At 63.2% G+C, this 16874-nt stretch carries 20 protein-coding genes; 14 read left to right on the top strand and 6 right to left on the bottom strand.

Annotated features, from left to right (window positions below):
* The first annotated feature begins 181 nt into the window (after window positions 1-181).
* The 5 genes from L288_RS40620 (at window position 182) to L288_RS40600 (ending at window position 3648) form a co-directional block, all read left to right on the top strand.
* The gene (locus tag L288_RS40620) at window positions 182-688 is read left to right on the top strand and encodes a DUF6438 domain-containing protein (RefSeq protein ID WP_021239931.1); all 507 of its coding nucleotides are present in this window, start codon (window positions 182-184) and stop codon (window positions 686-688) included.
* 45 nt (window positions 689-733) lie between these two features.
* Window positions 734-1777, top strand: coding sequence for a heat-inducible transcriptional repressor HrcA (hrcA, locus tag L288_RS40615; RefSeq protein ID WP_021239930.1), 1044 nt, complete (start codon window positions 734-736; stop codon window positions 1775-1777).
* Entirely contained in the window at window positions 1774-2328 is a 555-nt protein-coding gene (grpE, locus tag L288_RS40610; RefSeq protein ID WP_021239929.1) for a nucleotide exchange factor GrpE, read from the top strand. Before hrcA ends, grpE begins: the two co-directional genes overlap by 4 nt.
* Window positions 2329-2748: 420 nt before the next feature.
* Window positions 2749-3366 (top strand): PadR family transcriptional regulator, encoded by a 618-nt coding sequence (locus tag L288_RS40605; RefSeq protein WP_021239928.1) that lies wholly within the window; start codon window positions 2749-2751, stop codon window positions 3364-3366.
* Window positions 3367-3369: 3 nt separating this feature from the next.
* Entirely contained in the window at window positions 3370-3648 is a 279-nt protein-coding gene (locus tag L288_RS40600) for a DUF2218 domain-containing protein (RefSeq protein WP_021239927.1), read from the top strand.
* Window positions 3649-4966: 1318 nt separating this feature from the next.
* Here the strand turns inward: L288_RS40600 and sdhA are convergent.
* From sdhA to sdhC, 3 genes are read right to left on the bottom strand one after another with little or no spacing between them, the layout of a single operon-like run.
* Window positions 4967-6781, bottom strand: coding sequence for a succinate dehydrogenase flavoprotein subunit (gene sdhA / locus L288_RS40595; protein WP_021239926.1), 1815 nt, complete (start codon window positions 6779-6781; stop codon window positions 4967-4969).
* On the bottom strand, window positions 6781-7170 hold the full coding sequence (gene sdhD / locus L288_RS40590) for a succinate dehydrogenase, hydrophobic membrane anchor protein (RefSeq protein WP_021239925.1): 390 nt from the start codon (window positions 7168-7170) through the stop codon (window positions 6781-6783). The genes sdhA and sdhD overlap by 1 nt, the downstream gene beginning before the upstream one ends.
* Window positions 7170-7565, bottom strand: a complete 396-nt coding sequence (sdhC, locus tag L288_RS40585; protein WP_021239924.1) for a succinate dehydrogenase, cytochrome b556 subunit — start codon at window positions 7563-7565, stop codon at window positions 7170-7172. The genes sdhD and sdhC overlap by 1 nt, the downstream gene beginning before the upstream one ends.
* 166 nt (window positions 7566-7731) lie before the next feature.
* On the opposite strand from sdhC, the gene L288_RS40580 reads away from it, so the two are divergent.
* From L288_RS40580 to L288_RS40570, 3 genes are read left to right on the top strand one after another with little or no spacing between them, the layout of a single operon-like run.
* Window positions 7732-9063, top strand: coding sequence for a methyl-accepting chemotaxis protein (locus tag L288_RS40580; protein WP_021239923.1), 1332 nt, complete (start codon window positions 7732-7734; stop codon window positions 9061-9063).
* A 38-nt stretch (window positions 9064-9101) separates the two neighbouring features.
* Entirely contained in the window at window positions 9102-10100 is a 999-nt protein-coding gene (locus L288_RS40575) for a 50S ribosomal protein L11 methyltransferase (protein WP_021239922.1), read from the top strand.
* Window positions 10101-10111: 11 nt separating this feature from the next.
* A complete protein-coding gene (locus L288_RS40570) occupies window positions 10112-10831 on the top strand; it encodes a dienelactone hydrolase family protein (protein ID WP_021239921.1) in 720 nt (239 codons plus the stop codon).
* A gap of 16 nt (window positions 10832-10847) precedes the next feature.
* Here the strand turns inward: L288_RS40570 and L288_RS40565 are convergent, their stop codons facing one another.
* Window positions 10848-11978 (bottom strand): M14 family metallopeptidase, encoded by a 1131-nt coding sequence (locus L288_RS40565; RefSeq protein ID WP_021239920.1) that lies wholly within the window; start codon window positions 11976-11978, stop codon window positions 10848-10850.
* Window positions 11975-12571: a hypothetical protein gene (locus L288_RS40560; protein ID WP_031304948.1), complete on the bottom strand. Its 597-nt coding sequence runs from the start codon at window positions 12569-12571 to the stop codon at window positions 11975-11977. Before L288_RS40560 ends, L288_RS40565 begins: the two co-directional genes overlap by 4 nt.
* A gap of 208 nt (window positions 12572-12779) precedes the next feature.
* On the opposite strand from L288_RS40560, the gene ykgO reads away from it, so the two are divergent.
* Both ykgO and L288_RS40550 read left to right on the top strand, forming a co-directional pair.
* Entirely contained in the window at window positions 12780-12905 is a 126-nt protein-coding gene (ykgO, locus tag L288_RS40555) for a type B 50S ribosomal protein L36 (RefSeq protein ID WP_004210176.1), read from the top strand.
* 3 nt (window positions 12906-12908) lie between these two features.
* Window positions 12909-13520 (top strand): HAD family hydrolase, encoded by a 612-nt coding sequence (locus tag L288_RS40550; protein ID WP_021239918.1) that lies wholly within the window; start codon window positions 12909-12911, stop codon window positions 13518-13520.
* A 3-nt stretch (window positions 13521-13523) separates the two neighbouring features.
* Here L288_RS40550 and pyk read toward each other — a convergent pair whose 3' ends face one another.
* Complete coding sequence (gene pyk, locus L288_RS40545) at window positions 13524-14975, bottom strand: pyruvate kinase (protein ID WP_031304947.1); 1452 nt, start codon at window positions 14973-14975, stop codon at window positions 13524-13526.
* Window positions 14976-15090: 115 nt separating this feature from the next.
* Between pyk and L288_RS40540 the strand changes: the two genes are divergently transcribed.
* From L288_RS40540 to L288_RS40525, 4 genes are all read left to right on the top strand, one after another.
* Window positions 15091-15378, top strand: coding sequence for a DUF1244 domain-containing protein (locus L288_RS40540; protein ID WP_408020645.1), 288 nt, complete (start codon window positions 15091-15093; stop codon window positions 15376-15378).
* Window positions 15379-15422: 44 nt separating this feature from the next.
* Window positions 15423-15665, top strand: a complete 243-nt coding sequence (locus L288_RS40535) for a DUF2312 domain-containing protein (RefSeq protein ID WP_021239915.1) — start codon at window positions 15423-15425, stop codon at window positions 15663-15665.
* Window positions 15666-15688: 23 nt separating this feature from the next.
* Window positions 15689-16015 (top strand): heavy metal-binding domain-containing protein, encoded by a 327-nt coding sequence (locus tag L288_RS40530; protein WP_021239914.1) that lies wholly within the window; start codon window positions 15689-15691, stop codon window positions 16013-16015.
* Window positions 16016-16081: 66 nt separating this feature from the next.
* Complete coding sequence (locus L288_RS40525; RefSeq protein WP_021239913.1) at window positions 16082-16825, top strand: YebC/PmpR family DNA-binding transcriptional regulator; 744 nt, start codon at window positions 16082-16084, stop codon at window positions 16823-16825.
* Window positions 16826-16874 lie beyond the last annotated feature (49 nt).

The following is a 16874-nucleotide window of genomic DNA, read 5'->3' as shown; positions in this document are numbered from 1 at the left end:
GCATCGCGCGAAAAAGTGGGAACCGGTTTTTCGCAAAAAGCGATGCGGCGATCAAATAAGGTGCATCGCGCGAAAAAGTGGGAACCGGTTTTTCGCAAAAAGCGATGCGTGGATCGGATAGCCGCGCCGGACGGGACGTCATGCCGGTGGCGATCCGCCGGAAAGATGCTAGGAAGCCTTCATGCGATTGCGATGGACGATATGGGGCGCGGCGGCCCTGCTGGCGGGCTGCGCGACTGAACAGGCGGAGCTGGAACAGCCCGTCGCGGCTGGCGACATCATCCGCTTTTCGGCGGGGCCCTGTTTCGGCGTCTGCCCGGTCTACAGCCTGCGGGTGACGCCGGACGGATCGGGCCTGCTGGAGCCTGAGCGCTTCACCAACGTTCCGGGGCCCACCCGCTTCACCGTCACCCCCGCGCAATATCGCCACTTTCGCGCCGCATTGAGCCAGTTCCGCCCGGCGGCGGGCACGACCCGGCGGATCGCCAATGGCGAAAACTGCACGCGCTTCGCCACCGACATGCCGGGCTATACGATCGAGTGGGTGAGGGGGGGCGCGCCGCCCACGCGCCTGGAATATCAGTCCGGCTGCATGGATGCTGGCTATGGCAAGCTGCGTGCCACCATCGCCGCCGTGCCGCGCCTGTTGCAGATCGAACCGATGGTGAAGCCGTCCGCCACGCGATAGCGCACCGGCTTGAGTGGCGGGCGATGCTTGCCTAGATAGGTGCGCATGCCGGTCACTCCGATTACCGAATTGAACGAGCGGGCGCGCGACGTCTTCCGGCTGGTGGTCGAAAGCTATCTCGGCACCGGCTTGCCGGTCGGTTCCCGCACGATCAGCAAGCTCGCCTCGCTCAGCCTGTCGCCTGCCTCCATCCGCAACGTGATGCAGGATCTGGAGGAGCTGGGCCTGCTCGCCGCGCCGCATACCTCCGCGGGGCGGATGCCGACGGAAACGGGCCTGCGCCTGTTCGTCGACGGGATGATGCAGGCGGCCGAACCTTCGCCGGAGGAACGGCGCGCGATCGAAGCGGGCATATCGGAGGGCGGCCCGATCGAGGAAGCGCTGTCCGCCGCCACCGCCGCCCTGTCCGGCCTTTCCGCCTGCGCCGGGATCGTCATGGTGCCCAAGCGGGAGCCGGTTCTGCGCCAGTTCGGCTTCGTTCCGCTCAACGGCCGCCAGGCGCTGGCCGTGCTGGTGGGGCAGGACGGATCGATCGAGAATCGGGTGCTCGACCTGCCCGAAGGCGTCACACCGATGATGCTGAACGAAGCGGCGAACTTCATGTCGGCCCGCTTCGGCGGCATGACCCTGCGCGATGCGGGCGAAGCGTTGCGGCGCGAGATGGAAAATGAACGCAGCGCGCTGCAAGGCGCGGCGCGGGAACTGGTCGAACGCGGCATCGCCGTATGGTCCCACGATGCCGATGACCGCCCCGTGCTGATCGTCCGTGGCCAGGCGCATCTGCTGGACGACGGCACCGCCGCCGACCTGGAAAGGGTGCGGCAATTGCTGGAGCAACTGGAGGGCAAGGAGGAAATCTCGCGCCTTCTGGAAAGCGCGCTGGCGGGCAGCGCGACGAAAATCTTCATCGGTTCGGAAAACAAGCTCTTTTCCCTTTCCGGTTCTTCGGTCATAGCCGCCCCTTACCGGGGAGGCGATGGCCGGGTCGTCGGCGTGGTCGGCGTCATCGGCCCCACGCGCTTGAACTATGCACGGGTGATCCCCATGGTGGATTTCACCGCACAGACCTTGTCGAGATTGATGAGATGAGTGAAGAAAAGCAGAATATCGAAAATAGCGAACTGGTTGACGAACTGCCTGAGGATGCCGCGCCCGCGGGCGACGCCGCTGCGGAGCGGATCGCCGCGCTGGAAGGCGAACTGGCGGCGGCGAAGCAGGACGTGCTCTACGCCCATGCCGAAACGCAGAATGTGCGGCGGCGGCTTGAAAAGGAGCTTGCCGACACGCGCGCCTATGCCGCCACCGCCTTTGCGCGGGACATGCTGTCCGTGGCCGACAATCTCAGCCGCGCGCTCCAGGCCATTCCCGCCGAATTGCGGGAGGATGACAAGTTCAAGGGACTGGTCGCCGGGCTTGAAGCCACCGGCCGGGAACTGGAAAGCGTCTTTTCCCGCAACGGCATCGAAAAGCTGGTCTCCGTTGGCCAGCCGCTCGACCCCAACCTGCATCAGGCGATGATGGAAACCCCATCGGATGAAGCCGAGCCGGGAACGGTTCTGCTGGAAATGCAGGCAGGCTATACCATCAAGGACCGCCTCCTCCGTCCGGCTCTGGTGAGCGTCGCCAAAAAGCCGGACTGAACGGCAACGTCTGACACAGGAAAACCAGGCCCGCCCGGAGGAGACTCCGGCGGGCTTTTCCATGTCCGCGGCGCCCTGCGAAGACGCTCTGGCGAGGCAAGCCGCTCACGAGGGCCAGTCCAGACCTCAGTCAAAATCCCACGCCCGGAACCTGCCTCACCCCCTCCGTTCAGGATGCTCCACTCCGCACGGGATGCTCCCTCCGCTAGATTCGCCCCCGTCCGTTCGGGCTGAGCCTGTCGAAGCCCCTTCTTCTTCTTTCTTCTCCGAACGGCCTCCGAATCATCGCTGACGCCATTTCGCCGCGCCAACCAAGCACCCCTCATTTCGTAAATTTCTTCCAAGATATATCGCACCCTTGACGGCGTTTCAAATTAAGATATATCTCGACACATCATGAATCACTCGAAAGATATCCAGATGCATCATCATCTACATTCCAGAGCCCACAGGGCCTTCCGCGATCACCCCCGTTTCCTTGGTCCTGAAGGCTTCGGCCGCGGTTTCGGGCATGGCCGGGGCGGCCCCTTCGGCGGCGACCCGATGGGCGGTGGCCGGGGCCATGGCGGGGGAGGGCGCCGCCGCCAGTTCGGCAATGACGCGCTCAAGCTCATCCTGCTCACCCTCATCGCCCGGACTCCCCGGCACGGCTATGACCTGATCCGCGAGATTGAGGGCCTGTCGGGCCAGGCCTATGCGCCCAGCCCCGGCGTGGTTTACCCGACGCTGACATTGCTGGCCGACATGGGCCTGATCGCCGAGCAGGAGGGCGGCGGCGGCCGCAAGCTGTTCGAAATCACCCAGGCGGGGACCGATTATCTGGCCGGAAATGACGCCACCGCCCAGGAAGCGATGGCGCGTCTGGCCTCCCTCGCCAGGCGGGCCGAGCGGGTGGACGGCGCGCCGATCCGCCGCGCCTTGCACAATCTCTCCATCGCCGTCCGCACGCGGCTTGAAAGGGAGGGTGCGGATTCCCAGACCATGTTCGATGTCGCCGCATTGATCGACGAGGCGGCCAGCAAGATTGAAAGGCTCTGACGCATGACCCTGACCGCCCATGTGCCGACGAAGAACGGCAGCCGCTATCTCCAGCAACTCTGCAAGCATTGGAGCCACAAGTTCGAAACGGATTTCGACGCGCAGCAGGGGACGATTGCCTTTCCCATGGGCCCGATCCGCATGACCGCTGGCGAGGAAGCGCTGACCGTCGCCATCGAGCCGCAGGACGGCGCGGACGTGGAGCGCTTCAAGCAGGTGGTCGCCGACCATCTCGACCGCTTCGCCTTCCGCGAAGCCCCGCTTTCCTTCGACTGGCAGTAAACCGCGCGCCACGGCCCCAGCCGCTCGCGCCCGCCAAACCCCATGGCGGCGGGGCGGCAATCTGCCGGTCGAACGCCCTCTCGCGTTTTCGGGACATGGCGCTGGCGACGACATTTTGCCATCCTGCGGCTGTTCGCATGAACATCTGCCTCGCCCGCCAGATTAGCGCGGAGCGGGGGCCCGGCTCCTTCGGCAAAGCGGCAACAGCACCAGGCGCGCCCACTGTTCGCCGACCGCCCCGTTGCCCGGCACGCCCTCTACCTCGCCGCCCTCTGCACCGTCCGATCCGGGGAACTGCCTCTCGCCAATCTGGCAAAGCGCCTCAAAGCGGCTGGGAGCCAGCTAACGCCGCCATCGTTGCTCCCGCCCGGAAGCTCGTTGTCACGCTCGATGCCATCCTCAACGTAACCACAGTTGCTCAGCCCAGGCCTGATTCCGCGATCCTGCGCGTCTGCCATTCATGAATATCGAGATGCAGCTTGGAGAATCGATCCCAACAACGTCACGTATAATGTCATTGTGCCCGTCCCCGCGGTGCGAGGTCCGTTGCGAGCAGCCTCACGCACCTGTTCAGGTCATCGTACAGATCGCGGCCGGGGGGACTTCGCCGAATCATGGCATCTTGAAGGGTGCCTGGGCTCCACGGCCCTTTTGATCGGCAAGCGGCCACAGCACCAGGCGCGCCCGCTGCTCGACCGGCCGCCCCGCTGCCCGACGTGCCCTCTACCTCGCCGTCCTCTGCACCGTCCGATCCGGGGAACGGTCTCTCGCCAATCTGTCCAGGCGCTCAAAGCTGCTAGGAAGCCAGCAAACGACGCGGCCTCCCCGCTTGTTACCCTTGGGCCCATCGCCAAAACAAGGGGGCGCTTCTTCTCCGATGCTGCCAAGGCAACGGACCTCGGATCAAGCCTGTTCTTTGCGTGTCGAAGAATCCGAGGTGACGGCCGAGAAGCCTTCATGCGGACGCTTCTGTGCAAGACGATCATGCCCCATTTCGGCGGGGTGGGCAAAGCGGCTCGCGCGGGTGCTGAAGAAATTCTCTGGCGGAATGCGCGAAGCCGCGCGGCCGCTGAAAATTTCTCTGTCCTACAGGCCGATGTCCGCGCTAGGCTTTGTCCCGCTCTTTGAAATTTAACATAATATGTTGGAACCGGGTCCCGAAAAGCGCGGTTTTCTGCGGCCTTGTCGTGTCACTTATGTCACCCTGATCCTACAACATGGGGCAGGGCGGACCAGCGTTCCGATCACAGCTCCGGTCAAAGAAAAAAGGCGGACCTTTCGGCCCGCCCTCATTTCTAAACCATGCCGGAAAGCCCGATCAGTAAACGCGGGCCTTGGGCTGGATATATTCCGCCTCGTCGGTGAGCGTGTAATCATGCACCGGACGGTAATCCAGGCTGACCTTGCCGCCCTTGCCGCCCCAGCCGTCGAACCAGCTGACGGTGTGCTTCATCCAATTCTCATCGTCGCGGTTCGGGAAATCCTCATGGGCATGCGCCCCCCGGCTTTCCTTGCGGTTCTCCGCGCTGACCATGGTGCAGACCGCCTGGGACATCAGGTTGTCCAGCTCCAGCGTCTCGATCAGGTCGGTGTTCCAGATCAGCGAGCGGTCCGACACGCCGACATCCTGGAGCCGCGCATTGACCTGCGCCATCTTCTCGACGCCTTCGGCGAGCAACGCGCTGTCGCGGAACACGGCGGCATGCTTCTGCATCGTGTGCTGCATTTCCAGGCGGATCTTCGCGGTGGGCGAACCGCCCTTGGCGTTGCGGTAATGGTCGAGACGCGACAGCGCCAGATCGGCCGCGTCCTTGGGCAGCGGACGGTGCGACTCATTGGGCTTGATCGTTTCCTTAAGGTGCAGGCCGGTCGCACGGCCGAACACGACAAGGTCGATCAGCGAGTTGGAGCCCAGGCGATTCGCGCCATGGACCGACACACAGGCCGCTTCGCCGACCGCATAGAGGCCCGGCACCACGACTTCGGGATCGTCGCCAACCTTGGTCACCACCTGGCCATGATAGTTACAGGGGATGCCGCCCATATTGTAGTGGACGGTGGGGGTCACCGGCAGCGGCTGGCGCGTCAGGTCCACGCCCGCGAAGATCTTGCCGCTCTCGGTGATGCCCGGCAGGCGTTCGGCCAGCACCTTGGGATCGATATGGTCGAGGTGCAGGAAGATATGGTCCTTGTTCGGACCCACGCCGCGCCCTTCGCGCATTTCCATCGCCATCGAACGCGACACGACATCGCGCGACGCCAGATCCTTGGCCGAGGGAGCATAGCGCTCCATGAAGCGCTCGCCCTCGGAATTGGTGAGGTAACCGCCCTCGCCGCGTGCGCCTTCAGTGATCAGAACGCCCGCGCCGTAAATGCCGGTGGGGTGGAACTGCACGAACTCAAGATCCTGGAGCGGCAGTCCCGCGCGCAGCACCATGCCGCCACCGTCCCCGGTGCAGCTATGCGCCGAAGTAGCGGAGAAATAGGCGCGGCCATAGCCTCCCGTCGCCAGCACCACTGCCTTGCTGCGGAAGCGATGGATCGACCCATCCTCCATACAGATGGCGATTACGCCGCGGCATTCCTTGCCATTCGGGCCGTCTTCCATGATCAGGTCGATCGCGAAATATTCGATGTAGAAGTCAGCGTCATATTTCAACGATTGCTGATAGAGCGCGTGCAGCATCGCATGGCCGGTCCGGTCGGCCGCCGCGCAGGTGCGCTGCACCGGCGGGCCAGCGCCCATATTCTGCATGTGGCCGCCGAAGGGGCGCTGGTAGATCGTCCCATTCTCGTTACGGCTGAACGGCACCCCGGCATGTTCCAGCTCGATGACCGCGGCGGGCGCTTCGCGCACCATATATTCGATCGCATCCTGGTCGCCCAGCCAGTCCGACCCCTTGACCGTGTCGTACATATGCCAGGTCCAGTGGTCGGGCGAATTGTTGCCAAGGCTGGCCGCGATGCCGCCCTGCGCCGCCACGGTATGGCTGCGGGTCGGGAACAGCTTGGTGATGCAGGCGGTTTTCAGACCCGCTTCGGCACTGCCCATGGTCGCGCGCAGACCGGAGCCGCCCGCGCCCACCACGACCGTGTCGTAGGTGTGATCGATGATCTTGTAGGCTTCGGACATCAGGAAGCAGCCCCCTCGAATGCGATCTTCGCGATGGCGAAAATACCGGCAGCCGCGCCGGCGATGGTGTAGAAGTTGAGGAGCAGGATGGAGAAGAAGTTCAGTCCCTTGTCATGGACATAATCCTCCAGCATGACCTGCATGCCCAGGCGCAGGTGCCAGAAAACGCTGACCAGCATCAGCATCAGCGGCACGGCGACCAGCGGATTGGCGATCCAGTTGCGCACGCTTTCATAATCGAGGCCGGGCAGGGTGGCGAGATTGAAGACCAGCCACAGCACCAGCAGCAGATTGCTGACCGAGGTATAGCGGTGCGTCAGCCAGTGGCCAGCGCCATGCCGGGCCGATCCAAGTCCGCGGACGCGGCCGATTCCGGTTCCATTGCCCATCAGATTTTCCCCGCGAAGATGGTGGCCCACAGCGCGATCGTGGCCAGAGTGGAGAGGACCGGGATCACCAGCGACCATGTCTTGTTGGTGTGCAGCTCATAGCCCGCGCCCATGTCCAGCACCCAGTGGCGAATGCCTGACATCATATGCTGGAAGAAGAACCAGCTGATGCCGATCATGACGAGATAACCGATCGGCGAAGTCGCGCATTTGATGAAGGTTGCATAGGCATCCGGGCCGGTCGCGGCCGCCATCAGCCACCATACGACGCCCATCACGCCGACAGTGGCGAGACCATTTCCGGTGATGCGGTGCAGGATGGAGATCGCCATATGCGGCCCCCATTTCCAGATCGTCAAATGCGGCGAGAGCGGCCGGCTGTTGTTTCGCGCCATGGTTACTCCGTCCCTGAAGCTTGTCCCTGAGTCCCGTCCCCTTAGGAGCGATCGGTCAAGAGGGCAACCCGCCCTATCCATGCGGCGAAAAGTCACGGCTAAGAACTGATTAACCAGATTGCGCTATCACGTTGCCGACAAGGAAAGACATTGAGGTTTGCCGCATATGACGTCCGTCGCCACTCCGAAGAGCGCCATGATCGCAAGCATGGCGGAGATCGATCCCACCGGCGAATTGGCGGCCGGGCTACGCGAAATACGCGATCTGGTCGGCGAGAACGCTTCCACCATCGCGCACACTTTCTTCAATTCCTACATGACGCAGTCGAACTTGCGCGCGGCTTTGCCTGCGTCGACCATCGCGAAGATCGAAACGGAGGCGCATGAATATGTCCGCCAGAAGCTCAGCTTCTATGAAGCGGGCAGCTGGGCAACTTCGTCGATCGCCTGCGTCCGTCTTGCCCGCAAGCGCGGGCTGGCGCTTGGCGCAGTGCTGACGGCAGTGTCCGATGCGAACAAGCGGATTACCAGCCTCATCTGGCAAAAGGCTGCGGACGATGCGACGCGCCACCGGCTACTCGACATCGTCGTCATGGTGGGCATGGTCGATGCCAGCCTGATGACCAACGCCTTTGCGGGTGACGAGGCGGAAACGCAGCGGGACCATCGGCAGCGGATGGGCACTTTGTTCGAACAGCGGATCATGGGTGAGATTGACGGCTGCTCGCAACTGGGCGAATCGCTGCGCGAACAGGCGAAGGACGCCTCCGCCGCCACGCGCGGCATGCTGGGCAAGGCGTCGGAAGTCGCGGCTGCCGCCGAACAGTCGGCTCTGGCGATGCGGGAAGCCGCCCGCACATCGGCCGGGCTCATCCGCGCGATCGAGGACGCCCGTTCGGAAGTCGAAAGCGCCGCCGGCGTCGCCCAGCGCGCCGCGCGCCAGTCGGGCGAGGCCGTCACCATGTCCGCAACCTTGTCGGAACATGCAAAGTCGATCGAATCGATCCTGGGCCTGATCCGCGACATCGCCGGACAGACGAATTTGCTGGCCCTCAACGCCACCATCGAAGCGGCGCGGGCGGGTGATGCTGGCCGCGGCTTCGCTGTCGTCGCGCAGGAGGTCAAGAGCCTCGCCAACCAGACGGCGCGGGCGACCGACGATATCGCCGGTAAGATCGCTGACATCCAGGCCTCCACCCGGCAGTCGGTGGAAACCAACGAGCGCATCCGCGACACGGTAGGCGAAGTCCAGGCCTGCGCGGAGCGCATCCGCCATGCCATGGATGCCCAGGCGCAGACCGTCACCATGATCACCGCAGCGGTCGATGAAACCGCACTGGCCGCCGACTCGATGTCGACCACCATTTCGGCCATTCGTCAGGATACCGAGGTCGTAGCGTCCGAGATTGACCAGCTGGAACGCGGCTTCATGAGCGTGGAAGGCAAGCTCGCCAGCCTGCGTCATGAATCATCGGAGTTCGGACGGCAGGTCGCCTGACGCTTTTCCTGCCAGCCGCGCTGGGCTAAAGCGGCGGCATGAATGATGCCGCTGCTCCCCCTGCGCAAAGCTGGAAAGTCACTCTGCCTTGCACCCGCGCGGAGGCCGAGGCGCTGGACGGCGAAATCGCCACCTTCGCCGCGATGGATTCGCCCCCGGTATTGATGACCAGCGAGGCGGGCGGGGATGATGAAAATGCTTGGCGGCTGGACGCCTATTTTGAAGGCAAGCCGGAACCTGCCGCAATAGAGTTGCTCCGCAGTCTGGTGCCGAGTGCAGCGGACATGCAGCCGCAGGTTGAGTTGCTTCCCGACGAGGATTGGGTAACGCTCAGCCAGCAGGGACTTGAGCCGGTTACCGCAGGCCGCTTCCATGTGCGGAACCGTCCGGCCGATCCCGAAGAGGCGGGTCACGTCAATTTCCTGATCGAAGCAGGCCGCGCCTTTGGCACCGGGCAGCATGAAACGACGGCGGGGTGCCTCTTCATGCTGGACCGGATGCGCCGGATCGGAATGCGGTTCGGCAATGTGGCGGATATCGGCACGGGAACGGGGCTGCTTGCCTTTGCCGCGCTGCATCTGTGGCCCCGCGCCTATGCGACTGCTTCCGACATTGATCCCGTCGCGGTCGAAATTAGCGGGCACAATGCTATCGCCAATGGCGTGGTGATCGGCACCGGCATAGGCCAGGTAGCGCTCTATGCCGCAGCGGGAGTGGATCATCCTGCGATCGAGCAGCGCGCGCCTTATGATCTTGTGATCGCGAATATTCTTGCAGGTCCGTTGATCGAACTCGCCCCGTCGCTTTGTGCGGTGATCGAGGAAGGCGGTACGCTGATCCTTGCTGGCTTGCTGCGGGAACAGGCCGACGCGGTGCTAGCCGCCTATCGTGCGCAAGGCATGCGCCTTGCTGAACGCGCTGACCGGGGCGATTGGCCGACGCTGCGGCTGCGCAAGCGTCCGCGCATCGGCTGGAAGCGTCCGCGAAGGATCGACCGCAACGCGCGAGGCGAAGCCCCTGGCTTCGGCACGCTGTAAGGGAGCCTTTGATGACCATTATCCGCCGCGTCACCCTGCATGAAAGCGATGGCGATACGTTCGAAAGCATGGCGGTGTTCGACGATAGCCGGTCAACGCCTGTTCCGGGCATCCTGCTCTTTCCCAATGCACTGGGGAGCAAGGAAGCTGATTTCGCCTATGCCGAAAAGCTGGCGGCGCTTGGCTATGCCGTTCTGGTCGCTGACCTCTATGGGCAGGGCAAGCGCACCAGCCGTGCTGATCCTGATCCCGGCCTCTATATGGCCGAACTCAACCGCGACCGGGCGCTATTGCGTGAGCGACTCCGCCGCGTTCATGCACTTTTGAAGGACATGGCGGAGGTCGATCCGGCGCGCACTGCCGCGATCGGTTTCTGCTTTGGCGGCAAATGCGTTCTGGATCTTGCCCGCAGCGGCGCCGATATTGCTGGTGGCGTCAGCTTCCATGGCATCTATGATCCGCCGCCTTTCGCCAGCGCGTCGATTACCGCGAAATTGTTGATATGCCATGGATGGGATGATCCGCTCGCGCCCCCCGAATCCGTCCTGGCGCTGGCGCGCGAATTGACCGAGGCAGGATGCGATTGGCAGGTTCACGCTTATGGTCATACCGGCCATGCCTTCACTGACCATGATGCGAACATGCCTGACCGCGGGCTGGTCTATCAGCCCGCCGCCGATCGCCGCAGCTACCGCGCGATGCGGGACTTTCTGGCCGATTTGTTCGACTGACGAAGCCGAGCGCGGCTCAGATGTCGCTGATCATTTCCGCGAGCACCGCCAGGCAATCCTTGGCGAGTTGCATCGAACGAGCGGGGGACCAGCCAAATTCAGGATCGGGCAGGTCATCATTGTCCTTGAAAGGCATTTCCAATGTCATCGCCACCGCGCCGAAGCGTTCGGCGACCTGATTGGTGGACATGGTGAGGTTGGCCTTGCCGTCCGCCGCAACCGGATAGCCCATGCGTGTCTGGAAGTCGGGCGTTCGCATCGCCAGCGTTTCGCGGTAGCGGTGGAACAGTTCCAGCTGTCGATTGGTGATTGAGGGAATACCTTCAAATCCCGCCAGGAACACGGCAGGTATCGCCTCATCTCCATGCACGTCCATGGCGAAGTCCACGCCGCTCTGGTCCATCGCCTGGCGCACAAGGAAGACTTCGGGGCTTCTCTCCATCGATGGCTCATGCCATTCGCGATTGAGGTTCACGCCAGCGGCATTCGTCCGCAAATGCCCGCGCCGGCTGCCGTCGGGATTCATGTTGGGCACGAGGTGAAAGGTCGCCTGTTTGCGAAGGAGGCGAGCAACCGCGTCTTCCGGGTCGCACAGCCGGTCCAGCGCGCCTTCCATCCACCATTCCGCCATGCTTTCGCCGGGATGCTGACGGGCGTAAAGCCACACCTGCTTGGGTCCGTCGCCCAGCGTCAGCAGGTCAAGCGGCTGCTGATCGAGGGTGAGGCCGAGTTCGCGATGCGTAACGCCCGGCTGCACGGATGCCCAGGCGATCAGGTCATGGTGCCGTTCCATCGAATAAGGCGCGAAATAGGCCACCCATAGCGTGTTCGCCTCAGCGGGCAGGCGAATGGTCAGCGTACCGTCTGAATAGTGTGTTTCGGCAAGCCGCCAGCTTTCGCGATCTTCGCTGATACGGGCACGATAATTGGGCCAGCCATCGGGATAGGCCGATTCGCGGCAGTTGGTGATCGCCAATTCCACGGCGCGTCCGGCGATGCCCGATACGCGGAAATGAAACCATTGATAGAAGTCGCTTTGCCGGTCCTTGCGGATTTCAAGCTCTGCCCTGACGGCCGTGCCGCTATCGAAAATGGAAAGAACGCGAATATTGCCGCTGTCAAAGCCGCTCGTGATAGAGATGGTCATTTGACGGTTATAGTGCGCCCTGATTCACCGGGATAGCCCCCGACCAGCGCGGAAGCCAGCTTTTGCGCGGCTATGCCGGGCTGGGCGGCGGGCGAGCCTTCGCGGGCCTGCGACAGGGCGCGCCCTTCCCAGATGGTCGTGGAATCCGACCGGCGGCGAATCTGCACCTGTAACTCAGTGGTCACCTGATCCTTGGGCTTGCCCGACAGGTTGATGCCGATGCCTAGCCCGAGTCCCGAATAGCCGCCGCTGCCGACCGCTCCGCCGACACCCACGCTGACCGGGCGGCCGCTCGCATCATATCCGGTGGGCCTAAAAGAGCGGCGGAACGCGACCAGCGCGACATATTCGCTCCGGGTTCCGGGAGAGGCGGCTGTGAAGCCAACCCGCTGCAACTCCTGTTCCACTGCGGCGGCATAGGTGCGGAATTCCAGGCTGACGTCGGGATTGCCGGGCATTTCCTCCACGCTGATCGAGCCGCTACGCGCCGGCTCGCCGACATGGAATCGTGTGACTTCGACCGGAGGCACCGCCGTCGCGCACGCCGCCAGGAAGAGCGTGGACAAGACCGGCAGGATGATCTTCTTCACCATGAATGATCTCCAATTCGCGATGACCGCCCCGGAAAGATCGGCGCTGGCATTCTTATTCCCATCTTCAACGCGTGAAGCCACAGCTTCGCTGCATGCAGGATGAACAGCAGTAAAAGAAGGCTGGCCGCCCTTGACTTTGCGCCTGCCCGCCCATAGGGGCTGCGCTTCGATTTTTAGATCAAGCAAGATTCATCAAAGGCTGGCTTCCATGAAGATCCGCAACTCGCTCAAGTCGCTCAAGGGCCGTCACCGGGATAACCGCGTGATCCGCCGCCGCGGCCGCACCTACGTCATCAACAAGACCAATCGCCGCTTCAAGGCACGCCAGGGCTGATCCATGGCGGAGGTCACGGCCGTCATCTTCGATGTCGGCAATGTCCTCTACCACTGGAATCCCCGGCTCTTGTACGAGCGTCTGATCCCCGACGATCAGGCGCTCGATGCGTTTCTGCGGGATGTCGTCAGCCCTGAATGGCATTTCCAGCATGATGCCGGAACGCCTTTCGCACAAACCAGCGCCGAACTGATTACCCGCCATCCCGATCACGCCAGCCTGATCCGGCTGTGGGGCGAAAGGTTCATCGACAGCGTCGCGCCTGCGGTTGATGGCATGCCGGAGATCGTCCGCGATCTGGACGATAATGGCGTTCCGCTGTTCGCCATCACCAATTTCAGCGCAGAATTCTGGGCGCCCTTTCATGCGCGGGAGCAGGCATTGTTTGCGCCCTTCCGCGATATCGTCGTGTCCGGCGCGGAAAAGATGGTGAAGCCCGACCCGGCCATTTATAAACTGGCGCTTGCCCGCTTCGGCGTGTGCGCAGGGCAGGCGCTATTCGTGGATGACCGGGAAGAGAATGTTGCCGCCGCGAAGGCGGAGGGGATGCATGGCCACCTGTTCCGCGGCGCGGCAGCGCTAAGGGCGGAACTGGCCGCCTTGAACCTGTTATAAGTCCTAATCGCGGCCCTTGAGTTCATCGCCGCGCACGGCGGTGACATGCAGCACATTGGTCGATCCCGGCGTTCCGAACGGCACGCCGGCGAGAACCACGATCTTGCCGCCCTTTTCCGTCATGTCGTGGCGCAGCGCCATCCGGCGGGCCTTGCCAACCATTTCCTCGAAATTGCCGATGTCCTTGGTCCGCACTGCATGGACTCCCCAGGTCAGGCCCAGCTTGCGCGCGGTGTCCTGTCGCGGTGTCAGGGCGAGGATCGGCGTCATTGGGCGCTCGCGCGCCACCCGGCGCACGGTGCTGCCCGAAGAGGTGAAGCAGGTGATGGCGCTCGCCCCGACGACGGACACGATCCCGGCCGCGCCCTCGGCCAAAGCGTCGGCGGTGGTCGGATCGGGCTTTGTTTCGGTGAAGTGCAGGCGCGCGAAATAGCCGGGGTCGTGCTCCACGCTGTGGGCGATGCTGTCCATCATCGCCACCGCTTCTTCCGGCCAGTCGCCCGCCGCCGTTTCGGCCGACAGCATGATGGCGTCCGCGCCGTCATAGACCGCCGTCGCCACGTCCGACACTTCGGCGCGCGTCGGGGTGGGGGACTTGATCATGGATTCCAGCATCTGCGTCGCGACCACGACAGGCCGTCCCATGCGCCGCGCGGTGGCGACGATCTGCTTCTGCAACGGCGGAACAGCCTGAGGCGGCAGTTCGACGCCGAGGTCGCCGCGCGCCACCATCACTCCGTCAGCCAGTTCCAATATCTCCTCTAGCCGCTGCACGGCGGAGGGCTTCTCGATCTTTGCCATCAGTGCGCCGTGGCCGCCCATCAGCTTGCGTGCTTCGGCCAAGTCTTCCGGCCGCTGCACGAAGCTGAGCGCGATCCAGTCGCAGCCTTGCTCGACGGCGAAGCTCAGGTCCCGGCGGTCCTTTTCGGTCAAGGCGGGCACCGGCACGACGACATCGGGCACATTCACGCCCTTGCGGTTGGACAGCGCGCCGCCGACTTCCACGATCGTGTCGATGCGATCGGATGTGACTTTCTTGACGCGAAGGACCAGCTTGCCATCGTCCAGCAGCAGCCGGGTTTCGGGCAGCAGCGCTGCGTAGATTTCGGGGTGAGGCAGGTTCACGCGATCCGCATTCCCCGGCGCTGTGTCACGATCCAGCACGAAGGCCGCGCCAGTTTCCAGCACGGCAAGGCCGCGCTCGAAGGTTCCGACGCGCAGCTTGGGCCCTTGAAGATCGCCCAATATCGTGGTCGGGCGGCCAAATTCCTTTTCCAGCGTGCGAATGATGGCGATCCGCGCGGCATGATCCTCATGCGAACCATGGCTCAAGTTGATGCGGAAGGCGTCTGCCCCTGCGACAAAGAGAGCCCGGATCATCTCCTGGCTGTCGCTCGCGGGACCAAGGGTCGCTAATATCCGAACCTTGCGCGAGCGGGGCGGTAATCGAGTCATTCAAAAGCTCCTGATCGTCATGATAGCCCCTGGTTTGCCAAGGCGCCGTTTTCGATTATCCGTGCTGCACGACAGGATTATGTAGACCAGCGAAAGGATCGCCGTGGCCGACAATATGCTCAACGATGCGGTTGCCGCAACCGCCTTCCGCAGGCTGGTGGCGCATTTGCAGCATCGCACCGATGTTCAGAATATCGATCTCATGGGAACGGCGGGATTCTGCCGCAACTGCCTGGCCGACTGGATTGCGGAAGCGGACGGGGCGATGAGCAGGGAGGAAGCGCGCGCGATCATCCATGGCATGCCCTTCGCCGAATGGAAGCAGCGCTATCAGAGTGAGGCGACGCCCGAACAGATCACAAAGATGCAGGAGAGTGTGGCGAAGAACGCCGACAGCCATTAGAGGCGTTCACCAACCGATTCACATTCAGCCGGAGATAGACAGAAATGAGCGAGGGCAACGTCGCCGCAGATCAGCTACGCCTTTTCATCGAGCGCATCGAGCGCCTGGAAGAGGAAAAGAAGGGCATCGGCGACGATATCAAGGACGTCTATCTGGAAGCCAAGGCCAATGGCTATGACGTGAAGACCATGCGGTCGATCGTCCGCCTTCGCAAGATGGAGCGCAACGCCCGGATGGAAGCCGAAGCGCTGCTGGAAACATACAAGAACGCCTTGGGGATCGAATAACCACTCAATCAGGGAGAGCGCTCATGTCCGGGATCATCGTCAGCACCACGCCGTCCATCGAAGGGCGGCCGGCCAAGGATTATCTCGGCATCGTCACCGGCGAGGTGATCGTGGGCGCCAACCTCTTCCGCGACCTGTTCGCGGGTATTCGCGATATCGTCGGCGGCCGGTCGGGAGCGTATGAGGATGTCCTTCAACGCGCCCGTGAGCAGGCCATTGGCGAGATGCAGGCGCGGGCCGCGGCGCTGGGCGCCAATGCTGTGGTCGGCGTGGACCTGGACTATGAGGTGCTGGGGTCCAACGGATCGATGCTGATGGTGTCCGCTTCGGGCACCGCCATCCTCGTCTAGTTGCGCTTGGGCAGGACGCCCGCTAGAGAGCCCGCTTCGGATCACAGACAAGATTAGGAGCAGGCCGTGGCCGGCCATAGCAAATTCAAGAACATCATGCATCGCAAGGGCGCGCAGGACAAGAAGCGCTCCTCGATGTTCTCCAAGCTCAGCCGCGAAATCACCGTGGCGGCGAAGATGGGTCTGCCCGACCCGGACATGAACCCGCGCCTGCGCCTTGCCATCAACGCCGCCAAGGCCCAGTCCATGCCCAAGGACAATATCCAGCGCGCGATCGACAAGGCGCTGGGCGGCGACATGGAGAATTATGAGGAGATCCGGTACGAGGGCTATGGCCCCGGCGGCGTCGCCATCATCGTCGAAGCGCTGACCGACAATCGCAACCGCACCGCGACCAACGTGCGCACCGCCTTTTCCAAGAATGGCGGCAATCTGGGCGCGTCGGGCGCGGTCAGTCATGGCTTCGACCGCATGGGCCTGATCACCTATCCGGCGAGCGCGGGCGATGCCGACGCGATTTTCGAAGCCGCGCTGGAGGCGGGTGCGGACGATGTCGTGTCGAACGAAGACGAGCATGAAATCTGGACGGCCATGGACGCGCTCCATGAAGTGGCCAAGGGGTTGGAAGCCAAGCTGGGCCCGGCCGAGGGCGCGAAGCTGGCCTGGAAGCCGCAGACGACGGTAGAGGTCGACGAGGCCAATGCCGCGACCCTGCTGAAGCTGGTCGATACGCTGGAAGACGATGACGACGTCCAGACCGTTTGGGGCAATTATGAAGTGTCCGACGCGGTGATGGAGAAGCTGGGTTGAGTGCATCTCCCCTCCCGTCATCGGGAGGGGCTGTCAGGCTGCTTATCCG

It is taken from the genome of Sphingobium quisquiliarum P25 (genome assembly GCF_000445065.1).
Lineage (GTDB): Bacteria > Pseudomonadota > Alphaproteobacteria > Sphingomonadales > Sphingomonadaceae > Sphingobium > Sphingobium quisquiliarum.
Note: the sequence above shows the minus strand (reverse complement) of the source record. Positions and strands in the feature narration are given on the sequence as shown.

What these genes read in the sequence shown, in the direction of transcription:
- L288_RS40620 (WP_021239931.1), top strand. Translation starts at nt 182, where the DNA reads ATGCGATTGCGATGGACGATATGGGGCGCGGCGGCCCTGCTGGCGGGC.
- hrcA (WP_021239930.1), top strand. Translation starts at nt 734, where the DNA reads ATGCCGGTCACTCCGATTACCGAATTGAACGAGCGGGCGCGCGACGTC.
- grpE (WP_021239929.1), top strand. Translation starts at nt 1,774, where the DNA reads ATGAGTGAAGAAAAGCAGAATATCGAAAATAGCGAACTGGTTGACGAA.
- L288_RS40605 (WP_021239928.1), top strand. Translation starts at nt 2,749, where the DNA reads ATGCATCATCATCTACATTCCAGAGCCCACAGGGCCTTCCGCGATCAC.
- L288_RS40600 (WP_021239927.1), top strand. Translation starts at nt 3,370, where the DNA reads ATGACCCTGACCGCCCATGTGCCGACGAAGAACGGCAGCCGCTATCTC.
- sdhA (WP_021239926.1), bottom strand. Translation starts at nt 6,781, where the DNA reads ATGTCCGAAGCCTACAAGATCATCGATCACACCTACGACACGGTCGTG.
- sdhD (WP_021239925.1), bottom strand. Translation starts at nt 7,170, where the DNA reads ATGGGCAATGGAACCGGAATCGGCCGCGTCCGCGGACTTGGATCGGCC.
- sdhC (WP_021239924.1), bottom strand. Translation starts at nt 7,565, where the DNA reads ATGGCGCGAAACAACAGCCGGCCGCTCTCGCCGCATTTGACGATCTGG.
- L288_RS40580 (WP_021239923.1), top strand. Translation starts at nt 7,732, where the DNA reads ATGACGTCCGTCGCCACTCCGAAGAGCGCCATGATCGCAAGCATGGCG.
- L288_RS40575 (WP_021239922.1), top strand. Translation starts at nt 9,102, where the DNA reads ATGAATGATGCCGCTGCTCCCCCTGCGCAAAGCTGGAAAGTCACTCTG.
- L288_RS40570 (WP_021239921.1), top strand. Translation starts at nt 10,112, where the DNA reads ATGACCATTATCCGCCGCGTCACCCTGCATGAAAGCGATGGCGATACG.
- L288_RS40565 (WP_021239920.1), bottom strand. Translation starts at nt 11,978, where the DNA reads ATGACCATCTCTATCACGAGCGGCTTTGACAGCGGCAATATTCGCGTT.
- L288_RS40560 (WP_031304948.1), bottom strand. Translation starts at nt 12,571, where the DNA reads ATGGTGAAGAAGATCATCCTGCCGGTCTTGTCCACGCTCTTCCTGGCG.
- ykgO (WP_004210176.1), top strand. Translation starts at nt 12,780, where the DNA reads ATGAAGATCCGCAACTCGCTCAAGTCGCTCAAGGGCCGTCACCGGGAT.
- L288_RS40550 (WP_021239918.1), top strand. Translation starts at nt 12,909, where the DNA reads ATGGCGGAGGTCACGGCCGTCATCTTCGATGTCGGCAATGTCCTCTAC.
- pyk (WP_031304947.1), bottom strand. Translation starts at nt 14,975, where the DNA reads ATGACTCGATTACCGCCCCGCTCGCGCAAGGTTCGGATATTAGCGACC.
- L288_RS40540 (WP_408020645.1), top strand. Translation starts at nt 15,091, where the DNA reads ATGCTCAACGATGCGGTTGCCGCAACCGCCTTCCGCAGGCTGGTGGCG.
- L288_RS40535 (WP_021239915.1), top strand. Translation starts at nt 15,423, where the DNA reads ATGAGCGAGGGCAACGTCGCCGCAGATCAGCTACGCCTTTTCATCGAG.
- L288_RS40530 (WP_021239914.1), top strand. Translation starts at nt 15,689, where the DNA reads ATGTCCGGGATCATCGTCAGCACCACGCCGTCCATCGAAGGGCGGCCG.